Genomic DNA, 18457 nt, shown 5'->3' with positions numbered 1-18457 from the left:
GGTGGTGCGGTTACGGCTTGACGTACGCGTTCACGAAGGACGGGTACCCGAAGACGCTGGAGATGAACACCCCACCGGCCTTCGACCCGTGCACGTTGTAGGCCACGTCGACGAAGAGCGGCACCACCGGCGCCTGCTCCTTCATGATCCGCTCGTCGAGCTTGGCCCACTCCGGACCCTGGTCGGCCGGGGCCATGGCCAGGATGCGGTCCATCTCGGCGTTGATCGCCGGGTCGTTCAGGAACGAGTTGTTGCTGTTGCCCTCGGCCTTGATGGTGCGGCCGTCGTAGAGCACCGGCAGGATCGAGGCGCCGCTCGGCCAGTCGGCCGCCCAGTTACCGATGTAGAGGTCCCAGGGGTTGTCCTTCTTCTTGACCTCGTCGAGCTTCGCGTCGTCCGGGATGTTCCGCAGCGTGATCTTGAAGCCCGCCCGTTCCAGGTTCGCCTTGAGCTGGGCGCCCTGCAGCTGCTCCACCGAGCCGTCGGAGACGCCGAGGACCAGCTCCGGGGTCTGCCCGCCGAGCAGCTCCTTGACCTTGTCGACGTTGCCGTTCGCGCCGGCCGGGTAGGCCTCGTACGCCTTGTAGCCGATGGTCGCCGGCGGCATCAGCGTGGTCAGCGGCGCGGCCACGGTCTGCCCGCCCATGGCCTTGATCAGGCCCTCGCGGTCGATGGCGTAGTTGAGCGCCTGGCGGATCTTCAGGTCCTTGACCCGCTGCGTGTTGATCACGAGCTGGTTGGCGCTCGGGGTCGGCGAGAGGATGGTGCGCGACTTCAGGGAGGCGTCCCCGGCGACCTTGGCGACCAGCGAGGCGGGCACGGTGTTGAAGGCCAGCGCGCTCTGGTCGGCGCCGTTGTCGGCGATCACCCGGTTGTTGGCGGCGTCCGCGGTCGGGCCGAAGCTCCACACGAACTGGTCCGGGTACTGGTGCCGCACCGGGTCGGTCTTCGGGTCCCAGTTCGGGTTGCGGTCCAGGGTGAGCTGCACGCCGACCTGGTTCTTGGCGATCTTGTACGGGCCGGAGGAGAACGGCCGCTGGTCCAGGTTGACGCCGGTGTCCTTGTCCGGCGGCAGCGGCGCGGTGGTCGGCAGCGAGACCGCGAACGGCAGGTCACAGCGGGGCTTGGCGAACTCGAAGCGCAGCGTCTTGGCGTCCGGCGTGCTCAGGCCGGGCGGCAGCGACGTCTTGTTCTTCTTGAAGTCCCACTTGGTGTCGAAGTCCGCGCTGTCGGCCAGCCACTCCTGGATGTAGGTGGGGCCGCTGGTCAGGTCCGGGTCGAAGGAGCGGGCGATGCCGTAGGCGATCTCCTTGGAGGTGATCGGCCGGCCGTCCTCGAACTTCACCCCGTCCTTGATCTTGAATTCCCAGACCTTGCAGTCGGAGTTGACGTTGGTGCCCGGCGTCTCGGCCAGGTCACCGACCAGGACCAGGCCGCCCTTGCCGTCGTCCTTCCAGGTGGTCAGGTAGCGGGCGAAGAGCGGGTTGGTCATGAGGCCGGCGAACGAGTACGTCCGCTGCGGGTCCAGGTGGGAGATGGGCGTCTCCCGGATGATGGTGAAGGTGCCGCCCTTCGTGGCCCCGCTCACCTCGGCCGCCGGGCCCTGCGAGTCCTTGGGGTCGGTCGCGATGACCCCGGTCTGCTGCCGGTCGGTGTCCACCGTGGTGCCCTCGCCCGTGTTCTTCGAGCACGCACCCAATGCCACAACCAGTGCGATCGCGCCGCCTGCGGCGGCCGCCACGCGTGGTCGCATGTCGTACCTCCTCCACCAGTGTCGTGCGGTCCGCCGGGCGTTGACCGCCGACGTCCCGAGGATCGTAAGGAAGAAAACCTACGAGTTGTGTAACAGTTGTCGATAAATTTCACCGCCGTCCGGCCGGTGGACAACACCGCCCGGACCAGGGTCAGCGCAGCCGCACCCGCGGGTCGATGGCCGCGTACAGCAGGTCCACCAGCACGTTCGCGAGCACCACGAAGACCGCCGCGATCAGCACGGTGGCCATGATGGTCGGCAGGTCGCCCGAGCGCACGGCGTCCACCGCCGTGCGGCCCAACCCCTGGATGCCGAAGGTGGTCTCGGTGATCACCGTGCCGCCCAATGCCCCGCCGACGTCCAGGCCCGCGATCGTCACCACGGGCGTGATCGCCGCGCGCAGCGCGTGCCGGCCGTACACCTTGGGTTTGGCCAGGCCCTTGGCCCGCGCGGTACGGACGAAGTCCTCCGACAGCGTCTCCAGCATCTGCGCCCGGGACAGCCGGGCGTAGATGGCGGAGAAGAGGAACGCCAGCGCCACCCAGGACAGCACCAGACCGCTGGCCCATTTCGCCGGATTGTCGAAGAGCGAGGTGTAGCTGGGCACCGGCAGCAGCCGCAGGTTGTAGACGAAGACCAGCAGCAGCACCGCACCCACGAAGTAGAGCTGCAACGAGGCGCCGGTCAACGAGAAGCCGATCGCCATCCGGTCCAGCCAGGTGCCCCGCCGCAATGCGGAGAGCATGCCCAGGCCCACCCCGAGCAGCAGCCAGAGGATGGCCGCCGGGATCACGATGCTCAGCGTCACCGGCAGCACCCGGGCGATGGTGTCCGAGACCGCCTCGTTGGTGACGTACGACCAGCCCAGGCAGGGCGCGTCACAACGGCCGCCCTGGGCGCTGCCCAGGTCCCGCCCGGTGACGATGCCCTTCATGTAGCCGGCGTACTGGCTCCACAGCGGATCATTGAGGCCCAGCTCGTCGCGGACCCGCTCGAGCCGCTCCGGGTTGCAGTTCTTCGGGCACATGCCGGTCACCGGGTCGCGTGGCAGGGCGAAGAACATCAGGAAGGTCAGCACGCTCACCGCGAACAGGGTCAGCGTGGCGGAGAAGATCCGCTTGAGCAGAAATCGCGCCATGATCTCACCCCTACCGGGACGACTTCGGGTCGAGCGCGTCACGCAGCGCGTCGCCGAAGAGGTTGAAGGCGAACACGAGCGCGAAGATCGTGATGCCGGGGAAGAAGACGTACGCCGGGTCGGTCTGGAGGAAGTCCAGGCTGCGGTAGATCATCCGGCCGAAGCTCGGCGTCTCGTCGCTGAGACCGACACCGATGAAGGAGAGCGCCGCCTCGCTGGTGATGAACTGCGGCACCGCCAGCGAGAAGGCGACCAGGACTGGCGCCCAGATGTTCGGCAGCAACTGCCGGAAGAGCATGTGCCCCAGACCGGCGCCGCTGGCCCGGGCCGCCTCCACGAACTCCCGCTCGCGCAGCGCGATCACCTGGCCGCGTACCAGTCGGGCCGTGCTGGTCCAGCCGAAGATGGCGAAGACGGCGATCAGGACGCCCACCCCGAAGGCCGCGGACACCTGCCCCCGCTCGCCGTAGAAGCGCAGCGTCAGCGTGGGGGTGAGCGCCAACGCGATGATCAGGAACGGCATGGCCAGCGTCAGGTCGGTGATCCAGTTGATCACCGCGTCGAACCAGCCGCCGAGGTAGCCGGCGAGCGTACCGAGCGCGATGCCGATCGCCGTGGTGATCACCGCGGCGGCGATCGCGATGAACAGCGAGGTCCGCAGGCCGTAGACCATCCGGATGAAGATGTCGCGACCCAGGCCCGGCTCCAGGCCGAACCAGTGCTCACCGGAGACACCCCCGGCGTACCCCAGCGGCATCCCGAAGCCGTCCAGGGCACCCTGGAACTGCTCGCGCGGACTCATCCCGTACGCCCACTGGATCAGCGGGGCGGCGAGCGCCACCACGACGAAGAAGACCAGCATCGCGCCGCTGACCACCGCGGTGCGGTCGCGCCGCAGTCGGACCCAGGCCAACTGGCCGGGCGACCGGCCCACGAAGCCCTTCTCGCGCGGCGCGTCGCCGCCGTCACCGGACTCGATCTCGGCCAGCGCCACACCCTCCACCGGGGACAGGCTCACCGCGACACCTCCTCAGCGCTCGCGTCGGCTGTTTCCCCTCCGAGGCTCGTGCCGGCTGTTTCCCCTTCGGGGCTCGCGCCGACCGCTTCCCGTTCCGGGAAGTGACACGCGGTGGCCTGGTTGCCGCCGTCGCGCCGCACCAGCGCCGGCTCCTCGATGGCGCAGATGTCCTGTGCCTTCCAGCAGCGGGTGCGGAACCGGCAGCCCGACGGCGGGTCGAGCGGGGTCGGCACGTCGCCGGCGAGCCGGATCCGGCCGGCCGGGCCGAGTTTGGTGACGTCGGGGATCGCCGAGAGCAGCGCCCGGGTGTACGGGTGCTGCGGACGCTCGTAGATGTCCGCCCGGTCGCCGATCTCCACGATCCGTCCCAGGTACATCACCGCGACGCGCTGGCAGAAGTGGCGCACCACGGCCAGGTCGTGGGCGATGAACACGAACGCCAGACCGAGATCGCGTTGCAGGTCGCGGAGCAGGTTGATCACCTGCGCCTGGATCGAGACGTCCAACGCGGAGACCGGCTCGTCAGCGATGATCAGCTTGGGTCGCAGCGCCAGCGCCCGCGCGATGCCGATGCGCTGGCGCTGACCGCCGGAGAACTCGTGCGGGTACCGGTTGTAGTGCTCCGGGTTCAGCCCGACCAGCTCCAACAGCTCCTGCACCCGGGCCTTGATGCCGCCCGGCGGCTTGATCCCGTTGACCTGCAACGGCATCGCCACGATCCGGCCGACGGTGTGCCGCGGGTTCAGCGAGGCGTACGGGTCCTGGAAGATGATCTGGAGATCCTGGCGCAGCGGACGCAGCTCCCGCCGACCGGCGTGGGTGATGTCCCGCCCGTCGAACTCGATGGTGCCGGCCGTCGGCTGCAGCAGCCGCACCAGCATCCGGCCGGTGGTGGTCTTGCCGCAGCCCGACTCCCCCACCAGGCCGAGCGTCTCGCCCGGGCGCACGTCGAAGTCCAGCCCGTCCACCGCCCGCACGAGGCCGGTCGCGCGCAGGCCGTTGCGCACCGGGAAGTGCTTGCTGAGCCCGCGTACCCGCAGCAGCGGTTCGGTGGTCGTCGTCGCTGCCGCGGTGTCCGGTTGCACGCTCATCGGGCCACCCCCACGGATGCGATGTCGTCGGCGTAGAGCCGGGTCCGCTCCTCGGCGGCCAGGTGGCAGGCGACCAGGTGGCCGTCCGCGCCGGCGGGGCGCAGCTCGGGCACCTCGGTGCGGGACGTCTCGCCGTTGCGGTCGGCGTAGCGGCAGCGCGGATGGAAGGCGCAGCCGGGCGGCAGGTTGATCAGGCTGGGCGGGTTGCCCCGGATCGGCACCAGGTCCGCGTCCGCGTCGCCGTGCAGCGACGGCACGCTGGAGAGCAACCCCCAGGTGTACGGGTGCTGCGGGCGACGCAGCACCTGCTCGACGCTGCCCCGCTCGACGGCCCGTCCGCCGTACATCACCAGCACGTCGTCGGCGACCTGGCCGACCACGCCGAGGTCGTGGGTGATCAGGATGATCGCGGAGTGGAACTCCGCCTGGAGGTCGGCGAGCAGGTCCAGGATCTGCGCCTGCACCGTGACGTCCAGGGCGGTGGTCGGCTCGTCGGCGATCAGCAGGGCGGGGTCGTTGACCAGGGCCATGGCGATCATCGCGCGCTGCCGCATGCCGCCGGAGAACTCGTGCGGGTACTGGTCGAAGCGGCGCGCCGGCTGCGGGATGCCGACCCGGCCGAGCATGTCCACCGCCCGCTGGCGGGCCTCCCGCCGACCGGCCTTCGGGTGGTGCACCCGGTACGCCTCCGCGATCTGCCTACCCACCGTGTAGTACGGGTGCAGCGCCGACAACGGATCCTGGAAGATCATCGCCATGTCCCGGCCGCGCAGCCGCCGTACCTCCTCGTCGGGCAGGCCGACGAGCTGTCGGCCGCCGACGGAGATCTCGCCGGTGATGGTGGTCCGCCTGGCGTCGTGCAGGCCGAGGACGGCCAGCGAGGTGACGCTCTTGCCGGAGCCGGACTCACCGACGATGCCGAGCGTGCGACCGCGCTCGACGGCGAACGACACGCCGTCCACGGCGCGCACCACGCCGTCCTCGGTGTCGAAGCGCACCCGTAGGTCGTTCACCCGCAGGTAAGGGTCCACGTCGGGGCGCTGTGCCGGCACGGTGGGGCGGGCGTCCGGCTTCCCGGACGGTGCCGGATCCGAGCTGTCCACGGCCGCCTCCCTCAGTGACGAAGAGAACTTACAGGAAAGTCCTGAGGGCGAAAATAAGCTACATCCGGGTGGCTGTCAGCGGGCCCCAGCGTAACGAGTCGGCATCGGCCCTGAGAAGCCCTCACCTCGGCATTCATGGCCGTTCATGCCGCCGGCGCACCCCGGGTGCGACGATGGGAAGGGGAACCAGCAGAGGCTGCCCGTGGCACGAGGTGGAGGTGACGATGACCGCGGCGGTGTTCAACCACGAAGGCCCGTGGACCGAAGAGGAGTACCTCGCCCTCGGCGAGACGCAGCAACGCGTCGAGCTCTTCGACGGGAGCCTCCACGTGACCCCAGCCCCCACCCCCCGACACCAACGGATATCCCGCAAGCTCGGCAACATCCTGGAAGCAGCGGCCGAGCCGGCCGGTCTCGAATTGCTGGAGGCGGTGCATGTCCGGCTCCGGCCAGGTCGGTCGTCACCAACCCGATCGATCTCGATGAGCTCACCATCGAGGCGGCCGACGTCCGCCTGGTCTGCGAGATCATTTCACCGAGCAACGCGTCCACCGACAAGGTGCTCAAGATGCACTACTACGCCGCCGCCGGGATCGAGTGGTACCTGCTGGTGGAGCAGAGCACCGGCGCGATGCGGCTCCATCGCCGTCAGGGCGGCCACTACGTGGAGACGGCGACGACGAAGCGGGGCGAGGTGTTGGAGTTGACCGAGCCGTTGCGGGCCACGATCCGGCCGGAGGATCTCGTCGCCTGACGGGTGTCGGCGGGCTGGCCTAGGGTCGAGCGCATGACCGAATTCGACGCGGCCACCGCCGCCGTGCAGGCAGCCCTCGACGCCGGTGCCCGGTACGCCGACGCCCGGGTGATGCACCGTCGCTACGAGTCGATGACCGCGCGCAACGGCGACGTGGAGGAGCTGACCCAGGACGAGAGCATCGGGCTGGGCGTCCGGGCGCTGGTCGGGTCGAGCTGGGGCTTCCACGCCGTACCCGATCTCTCCGACGCCGCCGCCCGCGATGCCGGCCGGCGCGCGGCCCGGACGGCCGAGGCGAGCGCGCGGGTGCCCGGCCCGCCGGCCGACCTGGTGCCGGTCGAGGCGGTCACCGCGAACTGGGCCTCCGAGTGCCGGATCGACCCGCTCGGGGTGCCGCTGTCCGACAAGGGCGACCTGCTGGTCGGCGCGACCCGGACGATGGCCGAGCACGGCGCCGACCTGGCCGAGGGGCTCTACCAGATCTGGGACACCGCCAAGTGGTTCGTCTCCAGCGAGGGTCACCGCATCGACCAGCGGATCCGCGAGTGCGGTGGTGGCATCTCGGCCACCTCGATCGGTGACGGCGAGACCCAGCGCCGCTCCTGGCCCAGCTATCGGGGGCAGTACGGCACCACCGGCTGGGAGCTGGTCGAGTCGCTCGACCTCGCCGCGCACGCCGCGCAGATCGCCGAGGAGTCGCGGGCGCTGCTCACCGCGCCGCCCTGCCCGGCCGGCGAGACGGACCTGATCCTGGGCGGTGAACAACTCGCGCTGCAGATCCACGAGTCGGTCGGGCACGCCATCGAACTGGACCGGATCCTCGGCTGGGAGGCCGCGTTCGCCGGCACGTCCTGGCTGGACCTGGCCCGGTTGGGCTCGCTGCGCTACGGCTCCGAGCTGATGAACGTCACGATCGACCCGACCATCCCCGGCGCTCTGGGCAGCTTCGGGTTCGACGACGAGGGTTCGCCGGCGGTCAGGCGGGATGCGGTCCGCGAGGGGCGCTGGGTGGGGGTGCTCGCCGGCCGGGACTCGGCGGCCGTGGCCGGCCTCGACTACGGCGGCAGCGTACGAGCCGACGGGTGGGCCCGGCTGCCGATGGTGCGGATGACCAACGTGGGCCTGGAGCCGGGCCCGCACACCCTGGAGGAGATCGTCGCGGCCACCGACAATGGGGTGTTGATGGACCTCAACCGCTCCTGGTCCATTGACGACAAGCGGCTCAACTTCCAGTTCGGCTGCGAGGTCGGGTGGGAGATCAAGAAGGGCCGGCGGGGGCGGATGCTGCGCAACCCCACCTACACGGGTATCGGCCCGCTCTTCTGGCGCTCGATGGACATGCTCTCCGGCGAGACGGTGTCCTGGGGCACGCCGAACTGCGGCAAGGGCCAGCCGGGCCAGACCGGGCACACCGGCCATCCGGCCGCGCCGGCCCGCTTCCGCAACGTCCGGGTGGGGGTGTCGGCGTGAGCGCGAGGAGTGAGCCGGGTTTGCGAGCCCCGCAGTCGCGAACGAAGGGAGTGTCGGCATGACCGCGGAGCTGGAGCTGGCCGGGCAGGTGGTCGAGCTGGTCCGGCGCCTGGGCGGTCCGGAGGCGCAGGCCGAGGCGGTGGTGACCCGGGCCGACCTGGCGCTGACCCGGTTCGCCAACTCGTTCATCCATCAGAACGTCGCCGAGTCGACCGTCGGGGTACGGCTGCGGCTGCACGTCGACGGGCGGACCGCCGCCGGCAGCGGCAGCGTGGTCGGCCCCGACGGGCTGCGCGCGCTGGTCGAGCGCACCCTGGCCGCGGCACGGCTCTGCCCGCCCGACCCGGCCTGGCCGGGGCTCGCCCCGCCCGGCCCGGCACCGGCCGCGCCGGCCGTCGACGAGGCGACCGCGCACGCCGACCCGGTCCAGCGGGCCGACCGGGTACGCGCGTTCGTGTCCGCCGCCGGCGGCCTCAGCACGGCGGGCTACTGCCGTACCGCGCACCGGTCGTCGGCCTTCGCCAACTCCGCCGGGCACGCCGCATCGGGTCGGTCGGTGGAGGCGGCGATGGACGGCATCGCCCGGCTGGACGGCGCGGACGGGGTGGCCCGGCTCTGCGCCGACCGGCTGTCCGAGCTCGACGGCGCAGAGTTGGGCGCCCGGGCGGCTGCCAAGGCGCGGGCGGCGGCGGATCCGGTGGAGCTGCCGCCGGGTCGCTACGAGGTGGTGTTCGAGCCGGCCGCGGTGGCCGACCTGTTGCAGAACCTCTCCTGGTACGGCTTCAACGGCAAGCGGTACGCCGAACGGCAGTCGTTCGCCGAGCCGGGGGCCGCCCAGTTCGACCGGGCGGTGACCCTGGTGGACGATCCGCTGGGAGCGTCCGGCCTGCCGTTCGACGCCGACGGCACCAGCCGGCGGGCGGTGACCCTCGTCGACGCGGGCACCACCCGGGCGGTGGTGCACGACCGGCGCACCGCCGCCGAGGCGGGCACCGCGTCCACCGGGCACGCGATCGCGGGCGGCGCCACCTGGGGGCCGATGGCGCGCAACCTGCGCCTGGATGGCGCGGCGGCGGGCCCCGCCAGCGCGGTGGGCCGGAGCACCGGCGGCGACACGGCCGGCGCGGTGGCCGACCCGGACACCGCGGCCCTGGTTGCCGGAATGCGTCGGGGGCTGCTGGTCAGCGACCTCTGGTACACCCGGGTGCTCGACCCGAAGTCGCTGGTGGTCACCGGGCTAACCCGCAATGGGGTGTGGCTGGTCGAGGACGGCACGGTGGTCGGCGCGGTCCGCGACCTTCGCTTCACCGAGTCCTACCCGCGGGCGCTCGGGCCGGGCGCGGTGCTCGGGTTGGGTGCACGGCCGGTGCGGCAACCGGACCGGATGGACGGTATCTGGTGGGCGGCGCCGCCGCTGCGGCTGGCGTCCTGGCACTTCACCGGCGGCGCCTCCGGCTGAGACCGCTGGGCGGACAGTGACGTTCTTAACAACGTGCCATCGATCGGCGTGCCAGGGCTTTTCCCCAGGTCGGACACACGGGACACTCCCTTGCGCGGACGGCTCGCGGAGATCGGCGTAACGTGTGTCACTTAGCTGCGCCGGTCAATCCGACGCGGTCGTTGGTGTGCGCATGACGTGGCAGCGGGTGCGGGTTCGCCGGTCCGCGTGCCGACCGGAGAAGAACCGCCCGCCCGTACGGGCCCCGTCAGGGAGACGACTCGAATGACATCAACGGCAACGAGGCCGCGGGGGGCGCGGGCGCGCGCCGCCATCGCGGCGAAGACGTTGCGTACCGACCGCTGGTGGTTCGCCCCGCTGATCACCGTGATCGGGCTCAGCGCCTGGGTCGCCTACGCGACGGTCCGGGTGTTCATGCACAAGTGGTACTGGGTGGACGAGCACCACTACCTGACCCCGTTCTACTCGCCCTGCGTCACCGAGCGGTGCGTGGAGGGGGCGTCGCACTTCGGTCGGTTCCTGCCCGGCTGGTGGATCATCCCGGACGCCGCGCTGACCCTGCCGTTTCTGCTGCTGTTCCGGCTCACCTGCTACTACTACCGCAAGGCGTACTACCGGTCGTTCTGGCTGTCGCCGCCGGCCTGCGCGGTGCCGGACGGGCACGCCGCCTACAGCGGCGAGACCCGGTTCCCGCTGCTCGGGCAGAACCTGCACCGCTACTTCTTCTACGCCGCGGCGATCATCTCGCTGATCAACACCTGGGACGCGATCCTCGCCTTCCACTCCCCGAAGGGTTTCGGCTTCGGGCTGGGCAACATCGTCCTGCTGGTCAACGTGGTGATGCTCTGGGCGTACACCATCTCCTGCCACTCCTGCCGGCACATCATCGGCGGCCGGCTCAAGCACTTCTCAAAGCACCCGGTGCGTTACCGGGCCTGGTCGTTCGTCTCGGCACTGAACGTCCGGCACATGCAGCTCGCCTGGATCACGCTGGGCACCCTGGCGCTGACCGACTTCTACGTCATGGCGGTCGCGGCCGGCTGGTTCAACGACCTGCGGTTCATCAACTAGAGGGCCCCTGACATGACAACGACCACTCGCATCGAACGACACCACTACGACGTCGTCGTGATCGGGGCCGGCGGCGCCGGCCTGCGCGCGGCGATCGAGGCCCGGCTGGCCGGCAAGAAGACCGCGATCATCTCCAAGTCGCTCTTCGGCAAGGCGCACACCGTGATGGCCGAGGGCGGCGCCGCCGCCGCGATGGGCAACGTGAACAGCCGGGACAGCTGGCAGGTGCACTTCCGCGACACCATGCGCGGCGGCAAGTTCCTCAACAACTTCCGGATGGCCGAGCTGCACGCGAAGGAGTCGCCGCAGCGGATCTGGGAGCTGGAGACGTACGGTGCGCTCTTCGACCGCACCCCCGACGGCAAGATCTCGCAGCGGAACTTCGGCGGCCACGAGTACCCGCGGCTGGCGCACGTCGGCGACCGCACCGGCCTGGAGCTGATCCGCACCCTCCAGCAGAAGATCGTCTCGCTGCAGCAGGAGGACAAGCGCGACCACGGCGACTACGAGGCCCGGATCAAGGTCTTCTCCGAGACCACCATCACCGAGCTGCTGCTCGACGGGGACCGGGTCGCCGGCGCGTTCGGCTACTACCGGGAGTCCGGCGAGTTCATCCTCTTCGAGGCGCCGGCCGTGGTGCTGGCGACCGGTGGTGTCGGCCGGTCCTACAAGGTCACCTCGAACTCGTGGGAGTACACCGGGGACGGCCACGCGTTGGCGCTGCGCGCCGGCGCGACGCTGATCAACATGGAGTTCCTCCAGTTCCACCCGACCGGCATGGTCTGGCCGCCCTCGGTGAAGGGCATCCTGGTCACCGAGTCGGTACGCGGCGACGGCGGCGTGCTGAAGAACTCCGAGGGCAAGCGGTTCATGTTCGACTACGTCCCCGACGTCTTCCGCAAGCAGTACGCGGAGACCGAGGAGGAGGCGGACCGCTGGTACACCGACCCGGACAACAACCGGCGCCCGCCGGAGCTGCTGCCCCGCGACGAGGTGGCCCGGGCTATCAACAGCGAGGTCAAGGCCGGTCGGGGCTCCCCCGCCGGCGGTGTCTTCCTGGACATCGCCAGCCGGCGCTCGGCCGACGAGATCCGTCGGCGGCTGCCGTCGATGTACCACCAGTTCAAGGAACTGGCCGACGTCGACATCACCGCCGAGCCGATGGAGGTCGGGCCGACCTGCCACTACGTGATGGGTGGCGTCGAGGTGGATCCCGACTCGGGTGCCGCCTTCGGGCACGTCCGGGGGCTCTTCGCCGCCGGCGAGGTCTCCGGCGGCATGCACGGCTCCAACCGGCTCGGCGGCAACTCCCTGTCCGACCTGCTGGTCTTCGGCAAGCGGGCGGGCGGCCACGCGGCCACCTACGCCGACGGGCTGCCGGCGCGGCCGAAGGTTTCCGTGGACGCGGTGGAGGCCGCGGTGGAGACCGCCCTGGCCCCGTTGCAGCGGGACACCGGCGAGAGCCCGTACGTCCTCCAGCAGGACCTCCAGGCGGTGATGGGGGATCTCGTCGGCATCATCCGGCGCGAGGGTGAGCTGGTCGAGGCGCTGGGCCGGCTCGCCGAGCTGCGCGAGCGGGTGGCCAAGGTGAGCGCGGCCGGCGGCCGGCGCTACAACCCGGGCTGGCACCTGGCGCTGGACCTGCGCAACATGCTGGTGGTCTCGGAGTGCACCGCGAAGGCGGCGTTGGAGCGGCAGGAGTCGCGCGGCGGGCACACCCGGGAGGACTACCCGGCGATGGAGCCGGCATGGCGCCAGGTGAACCTGGTCTGCGCGCTGGACGGGGACACCGTGCGGCTGACCCGCAAGCCGCTGCCGAAGATGCGCGCCGAGCTGATCGGCCTCTTCGACCGGGCGGAGCTGGGCAAGTACCTGACCGACGAGGAGCTCGCGGAGTTCGACGCCCTCGCTGCCGAAGAGGAGCGCTGAGAAATGGCTGACTCGACTTCCCAGGCGGCCGGCGAGCCGGGCGCGAAGCGACAGTTCCGCATCTGGCGGGGCGACGAGACCGGCGGCGAACTCCAGGACTACATGGTGGAGGTGAACGAGGGCGAGGTCGTCCTCGACGTCATCCACCGGCTCCAGGCCACCGACGCGCCCGACCTGGCCTGCCGCTGGAACTGCAAGGCCGGCAAGTGCGGCTCCTGCTCCATGGAGATCAACGGCAAGCCGAGGCTGGGCTGCATGACCCGGATGTCCACCTTCGCGGAGGACGAGACGGTCACGGTCACCCCGCTGCGCACCTTCCCGGTGATCCGGGACCTGGTCACCGACGTCTCGTTCAACTACGAGAAGGCCCGGGAGACCCCGGCCTTCGCGCCGCCGGCCGACGTCGCCCCTGGCGACTACCGGATGCAGCAGGTGGACGTGGAGCGCTCGCAGGAGTTCCGCAAGTGCATCGAGTGCTTCCTGTGCCAGACCGTCTGTCACGTGATCCGCGATCACGAGGAGAACAAGCAGGCGTTCGCCGGGCCGCGTTACTTCATCCGGGCGGCCGAACTGGACATGCACCCGCTGGACACGAAGACCGACCGCAAGGAGCACGCGAGCACCGAGCAGGGCCTGGGTCTGTGCAACATCACCAAGTGCTGCACCGAGGTCTGCCCCGAGCACATCAAGATCACTGACAACGGGATCATCCCCATGAAGGAACGGGTCGTGGACCGCAGGTACGATCCCCTTGTGTGGCTTGGTAGCAAGATCTTCCGACGGGGTCAGACGCCCCAGACCAGCGTGACCACCGCCCGTCAGGGCTCGGCGGCGACGCCGAGCACGAGCCGGGGCGGGGTCCACTCGCACGCGGGCGGCTCGCACGACCAGCGGGCCGAGTCGCAGGCGCAGAGCGGCGTCAACTGGCAGCGGGAGGTGCCCCACCCGACCGCGCCGGCGGTCGACGACCGGGGGCGGCTGCCGCTGACCGAGCTGACCTTCGACCGGGCCGCCGCGCCCTCGCCGTTCGGCGACGACGTGACGTTCCCCCTGCCCCCGGAGCACCTGAACTTCGCCCACCCGGAGCAGGACAGCAAGCACTGAGCACCTGAACGAAGCGGGGGCTGCGGCTGTTGCCGCAGCCCCCGCTGCCGTCCATCCCCCGCCTGAAGCGTCAGGGTGCGAGCAGGGGGCGCAGGGCGGCGACGATGGGGGCGTCGGCGGGCAGCCAGGTGACCGAGTCGAGTTCGGCGGCGGAGAGCCAGCGCAGCGCCGAGTGCTCCAGCGCCTGCGGCTGGTCGTCGTGCAGCAGCCGGGCCGCGTACACCTTGAGCACCGAGCGGCCGTGGGCCATCCGTACGTTGCGGCCGACCCGCTTGCCGATCTCCACGCGTACGGCCAACTCCTCGACGCACTCCCGGACCAGGGCGTCGGTCTCGGTCTCCCCCGGCTCCACCTTGCCGCCGGGGAACTCCCACATCCCCGCCACCTCGGGCGGGGCGGAACGCGCGCAGGCGAGCACCCGCCCGTCCCGGATGATCGCCGCCCCGACGATCACTTTCAGGTCCCGTCGTTCGGCCTGCCCGCCGCCATTAGCCCGTTCGGTCCGCACGGGCGTCCAGGGTGCCAGATCAATCAGCGGTTTGGGTACCGAAGCCGTCCGCTAGGTCAATAAGACCCGGAAGTGTGGGCGTGGACACACCTCGCACACGGCGGAAGACTAGGGGGCACCGACAAGACACGGGGCGGCGACGATTTGGCCACAAGCCGGCAACGGCGCCTGGGAGGTGCGGTGATGCGTGTGCTGTTCAACAGCCGATCCAAGCACGACTACCTCTCCGACGCGTTGACCCTGCTCCCCGGTTGGAACCGGGAGGGCGAGCAGATTCGCCGGGTTCTCGTGATCGACGATACCCAGCACGCGGCGCTGACCGAACGGGTGAAGGTGGTCGCCGACGCGCTGCACCTGCGTCCCGAGATCAGCCGTCGGGCCGACCACACCCAGATCCGGGTGGGGCACGGCAACGGTGAGCCGCTGACCGAGGGCGAGGTCCTGCTCGCGGCCCGGATCGAGGACGCCTACCGGGCGGTCACCGAGTCCTGAGCCCACTCGCTGAGTGGTTGCTGAAAATCTTGGGTTTTCCTGAAAGGCACAGGGGTACCAATCCGGCGCGGGAGCAGACAACAGGCCCGCAACCGGACTGAACCTCTGATATCGCGCCTTTCGGGAGACGACATGACCACGCCCATCCAGAACCGCGGCACCGACCACGTCGAGCACGCCGGCCAGCACGACATCCGCCGCGTGCACCGGCACGGCGACGAGACCAAGCCGTCCTGGAAGACCACCGAACTGGCGGTCTACCTGCTCGCCGTCATCGGAGTGCTGATCGCCTCGAACGCCGTCGGTGACGGTGCCGCCAACAACGGCGGCGACTACTTCGCCGCCGACAAGGCCTGGTGGTACATCACCCTGCTGACCATCGGTTACCTGGTCAGCCGCGGCCTGGCGAAGTCCGGCAGCCGCAGCGCGGACCGCGACCCGCGCAACGACCACTGACCGAGCGCCCCGGAGCCCCGCGCCCCCGTTCTCGACGGGAAGCGCGGGGCCTTCCGTGTGCCACCCGGGCCTACCGCTCAGCGGCGTCCTGCGGGTACCAGCGCAGCTCCACCGAGTTGCCGTCCGGGTCGCTGACGTAGATCGAGGTGGCGGTGCCCCGCGCGCCGAACCGGTTGACCGGGCCGGTGAGCACGGTGAAGTCGCCCGACTCGACGACCTGCTCCCAGTCCAGCGGGGCCACCACCAGGCAGAAGTGGTCGACGTTGGTGCCGCGTCGGTCGCCGCGCTCCAGGTCGATGATGCTGTCCGGGCTGACCCGCACCGACGGGAACGGGACGGCGCCCGTACGCCACTCGTCGACCCGTACGGGCGCGAGCCCGAGCCGGCCGCAGTAGAAATCCAGGGACCGTTCCACGTCGGCGACGGTGAGCACCAGATGGTCGAAGCCGGTCACCCGCACCGCGTTCACGCCTCCTCCAGCGCGGCCGCCGCGTGCAGCCAGCCGGTGAACAGGGCCGGGTCGATGTCGGCCAGCGAGCGCAGCTTCACCGCCGCCATCCCCCGTGCACCGGCCACCAGCCGCCCGGACTCGTCGGTGATCTCCTGCCCGCGCCACAGCCCGAACGTCACGTAGCCGCCGTACGCCTTGATCAGGCAGACCGGTTGCCGACCCGGCCGGTCGCCGAGGCTCCACACCGGGTGGCCGTGCCACATCGCGCCGGTCGCCGTCGGCAGGGCGTCCGCGATGACCGGCGTCAGCTTCTCCCCGATCTCGCGCAGCGGTCCGGCCAGGCCGGCCAGGTAGTCGTCGATGCTCATGTCGGTGCCTCTCGTTCGGCGGTTCCTTGCCGCCTTCACGATCCGCTCGTCGCACCCACCGACCAAGACCGGTTGCCGCTACGATCGTTTACCACAGGTCAACGGTCCGGGGAGCGGCGTGCTGGAGCGGTACGAGATCGACACCTTCCTGACCCTCGCCGAGGAGTTGCACTTCGGCCGGACGGCCGAACGGCTGCGGGTCAGCACCGGCCGGGTCAGCCACGTGGTCAAGAAGTTGGAGCGGCGGATCGGGGCGCCCCTGTTCGCCCGCACCAGCCGGGTCGTCCGGCTCACCCCGATCGGGCGGCAGTTCGCCGACGACCTGGCCCCCCTGGTCGCCGGCATGGACGAGGCGGTACGCCGGGCGGTCGAGGCCGGCCGGGGCGTCACCGGCACGCTGCGGGTGGCGTTCCTCGGCGAGTGGACCGCGCCGGTGCTGCTGCGGGCGGTGGCCCTGTTCACCGAGCGGCACCCCGACTGCCAGGTCGAGGTCCGGGAGGCGCAGCTCTCCACCAGCCGGTCCGGGCTGCTCGACGGCTCCACCGACGTCCTGATCGCCTCCTTCCCCTTCGACGGGATGGCCAACGGCCCGGCGCTGCTGACCGAGAGCCGGATGCTCGCGGTTCCCGTCGGGCATCCGCTGACCGGGGAGCGATCGGTGTCGCTGGAGGTGCTGGCGGAACATTCGGTGGTGCAGTACCCGGCGGTGACCTCCGCCGAGTTCAAACGGGACCGCACCCCGGAGCAGACCCCCTCGGGCCGTCCGGTGCCGAAGGGGCCGTCCGGCAACACCTTCTCCGAGATGCTGTCGCTGGTCGCGCTGGGCCGGGGCGTGCTGCCGGTGGGCGAGCACACCCGCCGGTACTACCCCCGCCCGGACGTGGCCTACGTGCCGATCCACGACGCACCGCCGATCCGGCGCGGCCCGGTCTGGCTGGCCAGCAACACGAACACCCGGGTACGCGAGTTCGTCCGCGCCGCGGCCGACGCGACGGAGCCGAACCGGTGAGGCACGGCGAGTTCCGCCATCCCCGACTGGTGCAGGTCTACGACGCCGAGTGCCCCTGGGGGCCGGACGACGACCTCTTCCGAGCGCTGGTCGACGAGACCCCGGGCGCCCGGGTCCTCGACCTGGGCTGCGGGACCGGCCGGCTGGCCCTGGCCCTCGCCGCCGCCGGGCACACCGTCAGCGGCGTCGACCCGGCCACCGCCTCCCTGGACGCGGCGCGCGCCAAGCCGGGCGGCGAGCGGGTCACCTGGATCGAGGGCATTTCGGCGCTGGTGCCGACGCGGGCGTACGACGTGGCGGTGCTGACCAGCCACGTGGCGCAGTACTTCGTGGACGACGCCGACTGGGGGCGCACCCTCGGCGACCTGCACCGAGCCCTGGCACCCGGTGGCCGGCTGATCTTCGACGCCCGGGACCCGGCGGACCGCCGTTGGGAGCGGTGGAACCCGGTCGACTCCCGCCGCCGGATCAGCCTGCCCGACGGCGGCGAGGTCCGCGCGTGGACCGAGGTCACCGGGGTAGGCGACGGCACGGTCGACTTCACCCACCACTACCTGTTCGGCGATGGCGAGGAGCTGCTCAGCTCGGCGACCCTGCGCTTCCGGACCGAGGCGCAGCTCCGCGACTCGCTGGCGGCGGCCGGGTTCGCGGTGGACCGGATCCACGGCGGCTGGCGCCGCGAACCGGTCGGTCAGGGCGACGGCGAGTTCGTTATCGTCGCCCTGGCCGCCTGACCACCTCGACGGCTGGCGGAGGCTGCCTACCGTGGGGTGCATGGCGAACGTGGCGTACGACCGCAAGGAACAGGTTCAGCAGATCCAGAGTGGACTGCTCGACGGTGAGCAGATCATCGCCGTCTACGACGCCGTGGGCACCGGCACCGGCTTCATCGGGCTGACCGACCGTCGCGTGATCATCCAGGACCGCTCCTTCGTCGGCAAGCGGTACGCGATCACCAGCATCCCGTACTCGAAGATCACCAGTGTGAGCGTGGTGAGCAACAAGTCGTGGGGCGGGACGTTCTTCTCCACCGGAGCGATCGCCATCCACGTCGGCACGCACACCTACGAGGTCGAGTTCCGGGGCGCGCAGAAGAGCCACCACGTCCACAACGTGATCCTGCACCACATCTCCTGATCACGGTAAATGCGTTGCCCGGCCGGAGCCGGCTCTGATCTGCTCAGCCTCAGCCTCAGCCGCACGAAGGGAGCAGCCGCCATGCCCGACACAGCGAAGTCCCCCCGACCGAACGTCATCCGACCGAAGGAATCGAGGCTTCGTGA

The 18457-nt window shown here is 70.7% G+C and carries 18 protein-coding genes and 1 pseudogene; 11 read left to right on the top strand and 8 right to left on the bottom strand.

Annotated features, from left to right (window positions below; all coding sequences use genetic code 11):
- Positions 1 to 10 precede the first annotated feature (10 nt).
- The 5 genes from ACFOW4_RS04655 to ACFOW4_RS04635 form a co-directional block, all read right to left on the bottom strand.
- A complete protein-coding gene (locus tag ACFOW4_RS04655; RefSeq protein WP_377524809.1) occupies positions 11 to 1753 on the bottom strand; it encodes an ABC transporter substrate-binding protein in 1743 nt (580 codons plus the stop codon).
- A gap of 151 nt (positions 1754 to 1904) precedes the next feature.
- Positions 1905 to 2891: an ABC transporter permease gene (locus tag ACFOW4_RS04650; protein WP_377524806.1), complete on the bottom strand. Its 987-nt coding sequence runs from the start codon at positions 2889 to 2891 to the stop codon at positions 1905 to 1907.
- Positions 2892 to 2901: 10 nt separating this feature from the next.
- The gene (locus tag ACFOW4_RS04645; RefSeq protein ID WP_377524804.1) at positions 2902 to 3909 is read right to left on the bottom strand and encodes an ABC transporter permease; all 1008 of its coding nucleotides are present in this window, start codon (positions 3907 to 3909) and stop codon (positions 2902 to 2904) included.
- Positions 3906 to 5000, bottom strand: coding sequence for an ABC transporter ATP-binding protein (locus ACFOW4_RS04640; RefSeq protein WP_377524801.1), 1095 nt, complete (start codon positions 4998 to 5000; stop codon positions 3906 to 3908). Before ACFOW4_RS04640 ends, ACFOW4_RS04645 begins: the two co-directional genes overlap by 4 nt.
- Positions 4997 to 6052, bottom strand: coding sequence for an ABC transporter ATP-binding protein (locus ACFOW4_RS04635; RefSeq protein ID WP_377524899.1), 1056 nt, complete (start codon positions 6050 to 6052; stop codon positions 4997 to 4999). The genes ACFOW4_RS04640 and ACFOW4_RS04635 overlap by 4 nt, the downstream gene beginning before the upstream one ends.
- 275 nt (positions 6053 to 6327) lie before the next feature.
- Between ACFOW4_RS04635 and ACFOW4_RS04630 the strand changes: the two are divergent.
- From ACFOW4_RS04630 to ACFOW4_RS04605, 6 genes and pseudogenes are all read left to right on the top strand, one after another.
- Positions 6328 to 6857, top strand: a pseudogene (locus tag ACFOW4_RS04630) (Uma2 family endonuclease).
- A gap of 33 nt (positions 6858 to 6890) precedes the next feature.
- Positions 6891 to 8327, top strand: a complete 1437-nt coding sequence (locus ACFOW4_RS04625) for a TldD/PmbA family protein (protein WP_377524799.1) — start codon at positions 6891 to 6893, stop codon at positions 8325 to 8327.
- Positions 8328 to 8385: 58 nt separating this feature from the next.
- On the top strand, positions 8386 to 9786 hold the full coding sequence (locus ACFOW4_RS04620; protein WP_377524796.1) for a TldD/PmbA family protein: 1401 nt from the start codon (positions 8386 to 8388) through the stop codon (positions 9784 to 9786).
- Positions 9787 to 10050: 264 nt separating this feature from the next.
- Positions 10051 to 10857 carry a hypothetical protein gene (locus ACFOW4_RS04615; protein WP_377524794.1) on the top strand — a complete coding sequence of 269 codons (807 nt, stop codon included), beginning with the start codon at positions 10051 to 10053 and terminating at the stop codon, positions 10855 to 10857.
- 12 nt (positions 10858 to 10869) lie between these two features.
- Positions 10870 to 12786, top strand: coding sequence for a fumarate reductase/succinate dehydrogenase flavoprotein subunit (locus ACFOW4_RS04610; RefSeq protein WP_377524791.1), 1917 nt, complete (start codon positions 10870 to 10872; stop codon positions 12784 to 12786).
- Between the two features lie 3 nt (positions 12787 to 12789).
- Positions 12790 to 13890, top strand: a complete 1101-nt coding sequence (locus ACFOW4_RS04605; protein ID WP_377524789.1) for a succinate dehydrogenase/fumarate reductase iron-sulfur subunit — start codon at positions 12790 to 12792, stop codon at positions 13888 to 13890.
- 70 nt (positions 13891 to 13960) lie between these two features.
- Here ACFOW4_RS04605 and ACFOW4_RS04600 read toward each other — a convergent pair whose 3' ends face one another.
- Positions 13961 to 14398 carry a (deoxy)nucleoside triphosphate pyrophosphohydrolase gene (locus ACFOW4_RS04600; protein WP_377524786.1) on the bottom strand — a complete coding sequence of 146 codons (438 nt, stop codon included), beginning with the start codon at positions 14396 to 14398 and terminating at the stop codon, positions 13961 to 13963.
- Positions 14399 to 14581: 183 nt separating this feature from the next.
- Here ACFOW4_RS04600 and ACFOW4_RS04595 point away from each other — a divergent pair, with 183 nt between their 5' ends.
- Entirely contained in the window at positions 14582 to 14890 is a 309-nt protein-coding gene (locus ACFOW4_RS04595) for a 4a-hydroxytetrahydrobiopterin dehydratase (RefSeq protein WP_377524784.1), read from the top strand.
- A 132-nt stretch (positions 14891 to 15022) separates the two neighbouring features.
- Positions 15023 to 15346 (top strand): hypothetical protein, encoded by a 324-nt coding sequence (locus ACFOW4_RS04590; RefSeq protein ID WP_377524781.1) that lies wholly within the window; start codon positions 15023 to 15025, stop codon positions 15344 to 15346.
- Between the two features lie 70 nt (positions 15347 to 15416).
- Here ACFOW4_RS04590 and ACFOW4_RS04585 read toward each other — a convergent pair whose 3' ends face one another.
- Positions 15417 to 15815, bottom strand: a complete 399-nt coding sequence (locus ACFOW4_RS04585) for a VOC family protein (RefSeq protein WP_377524779.1) — start codon at positions 15813 to 15815, stop codon at positions 15417 to 15419.
- Positions 15812 to 16165, bottom strand: coding sequence for a DUF1801 domain-containing protein (locus ACFOW4_RS04580; RefSeq protein ID WP_377524776.1), 354 nt, complete (start codon positions 16163 to 16165; stop codon positions 15812 to 15814). Before ACFOW4_RS04580 ends, ACFOW4_RS04585 begins: the two co-directional genes overlap by 4 nt.
- Positions 16166 to 16283: 118 nt before the next feature.
- Here ACFOW4_RS04580 and ACFOW4_RS04575 point away from each other — a divergent pair, with 118 nt between their 5' ends.
- From ACFOW4_RS04575 to ACFOW4_RS04565, 3 genes are read left to right on the top strand one after another with little or no spacing between them, the layout of a single operon-like run.
- Positions 16284 to 17174, top strand: coding sequence for a LysR family transcriptional regulator (locus ACFOW4_RS04575; protein ID WP_377524774.1), 891 nt, complete (start codon positions 16284 to 16286; stop codon positions 17172 to 17174).
- Complete coding sequence (locus tag ACFOW4_RS04570) at positions 17171 to 17908, top strand: class I SAM-dependent methyltransferase (protein WP_377524771.1); 738 nt, start codon at positions 17171 to 17173, stop codon at positions 17906 to 17908. The genes ACFOW4_RS04575 and ACFOW4_RS04570 overlap by 4 nt, the downstream gene beginning before the upstream one ends.
- Before the next feature lie 40 nt (positions 17909 to 17948).
- Positions 17949 to 18311, top strand: coding sequence for a PH domain-containing protein (locus ACFOW4_RS04565; protein ID WP_377524769.1), 363 nt, complete (start codon positions 17949 to 17951; stop codon positions 18309 to 18311).
- The last annotated feature ends 146 nt before the right edge of the window (positions 18312 to 18457 follow it).

Origin of the sequence: Micromonospora sp. GCM10011542 (assembly GCF_042650685.1) — a bacterium.
Lineage (GTDB): Bacteria > Actinomycetota > Actinomycetes > Mycobacteriales > Micromonosporaceae > Micromonospora.
Note: the sequence above shows the minus strand (reverse complement) of the source record. Positions and strands in the feature narration are given on the sequence as shown.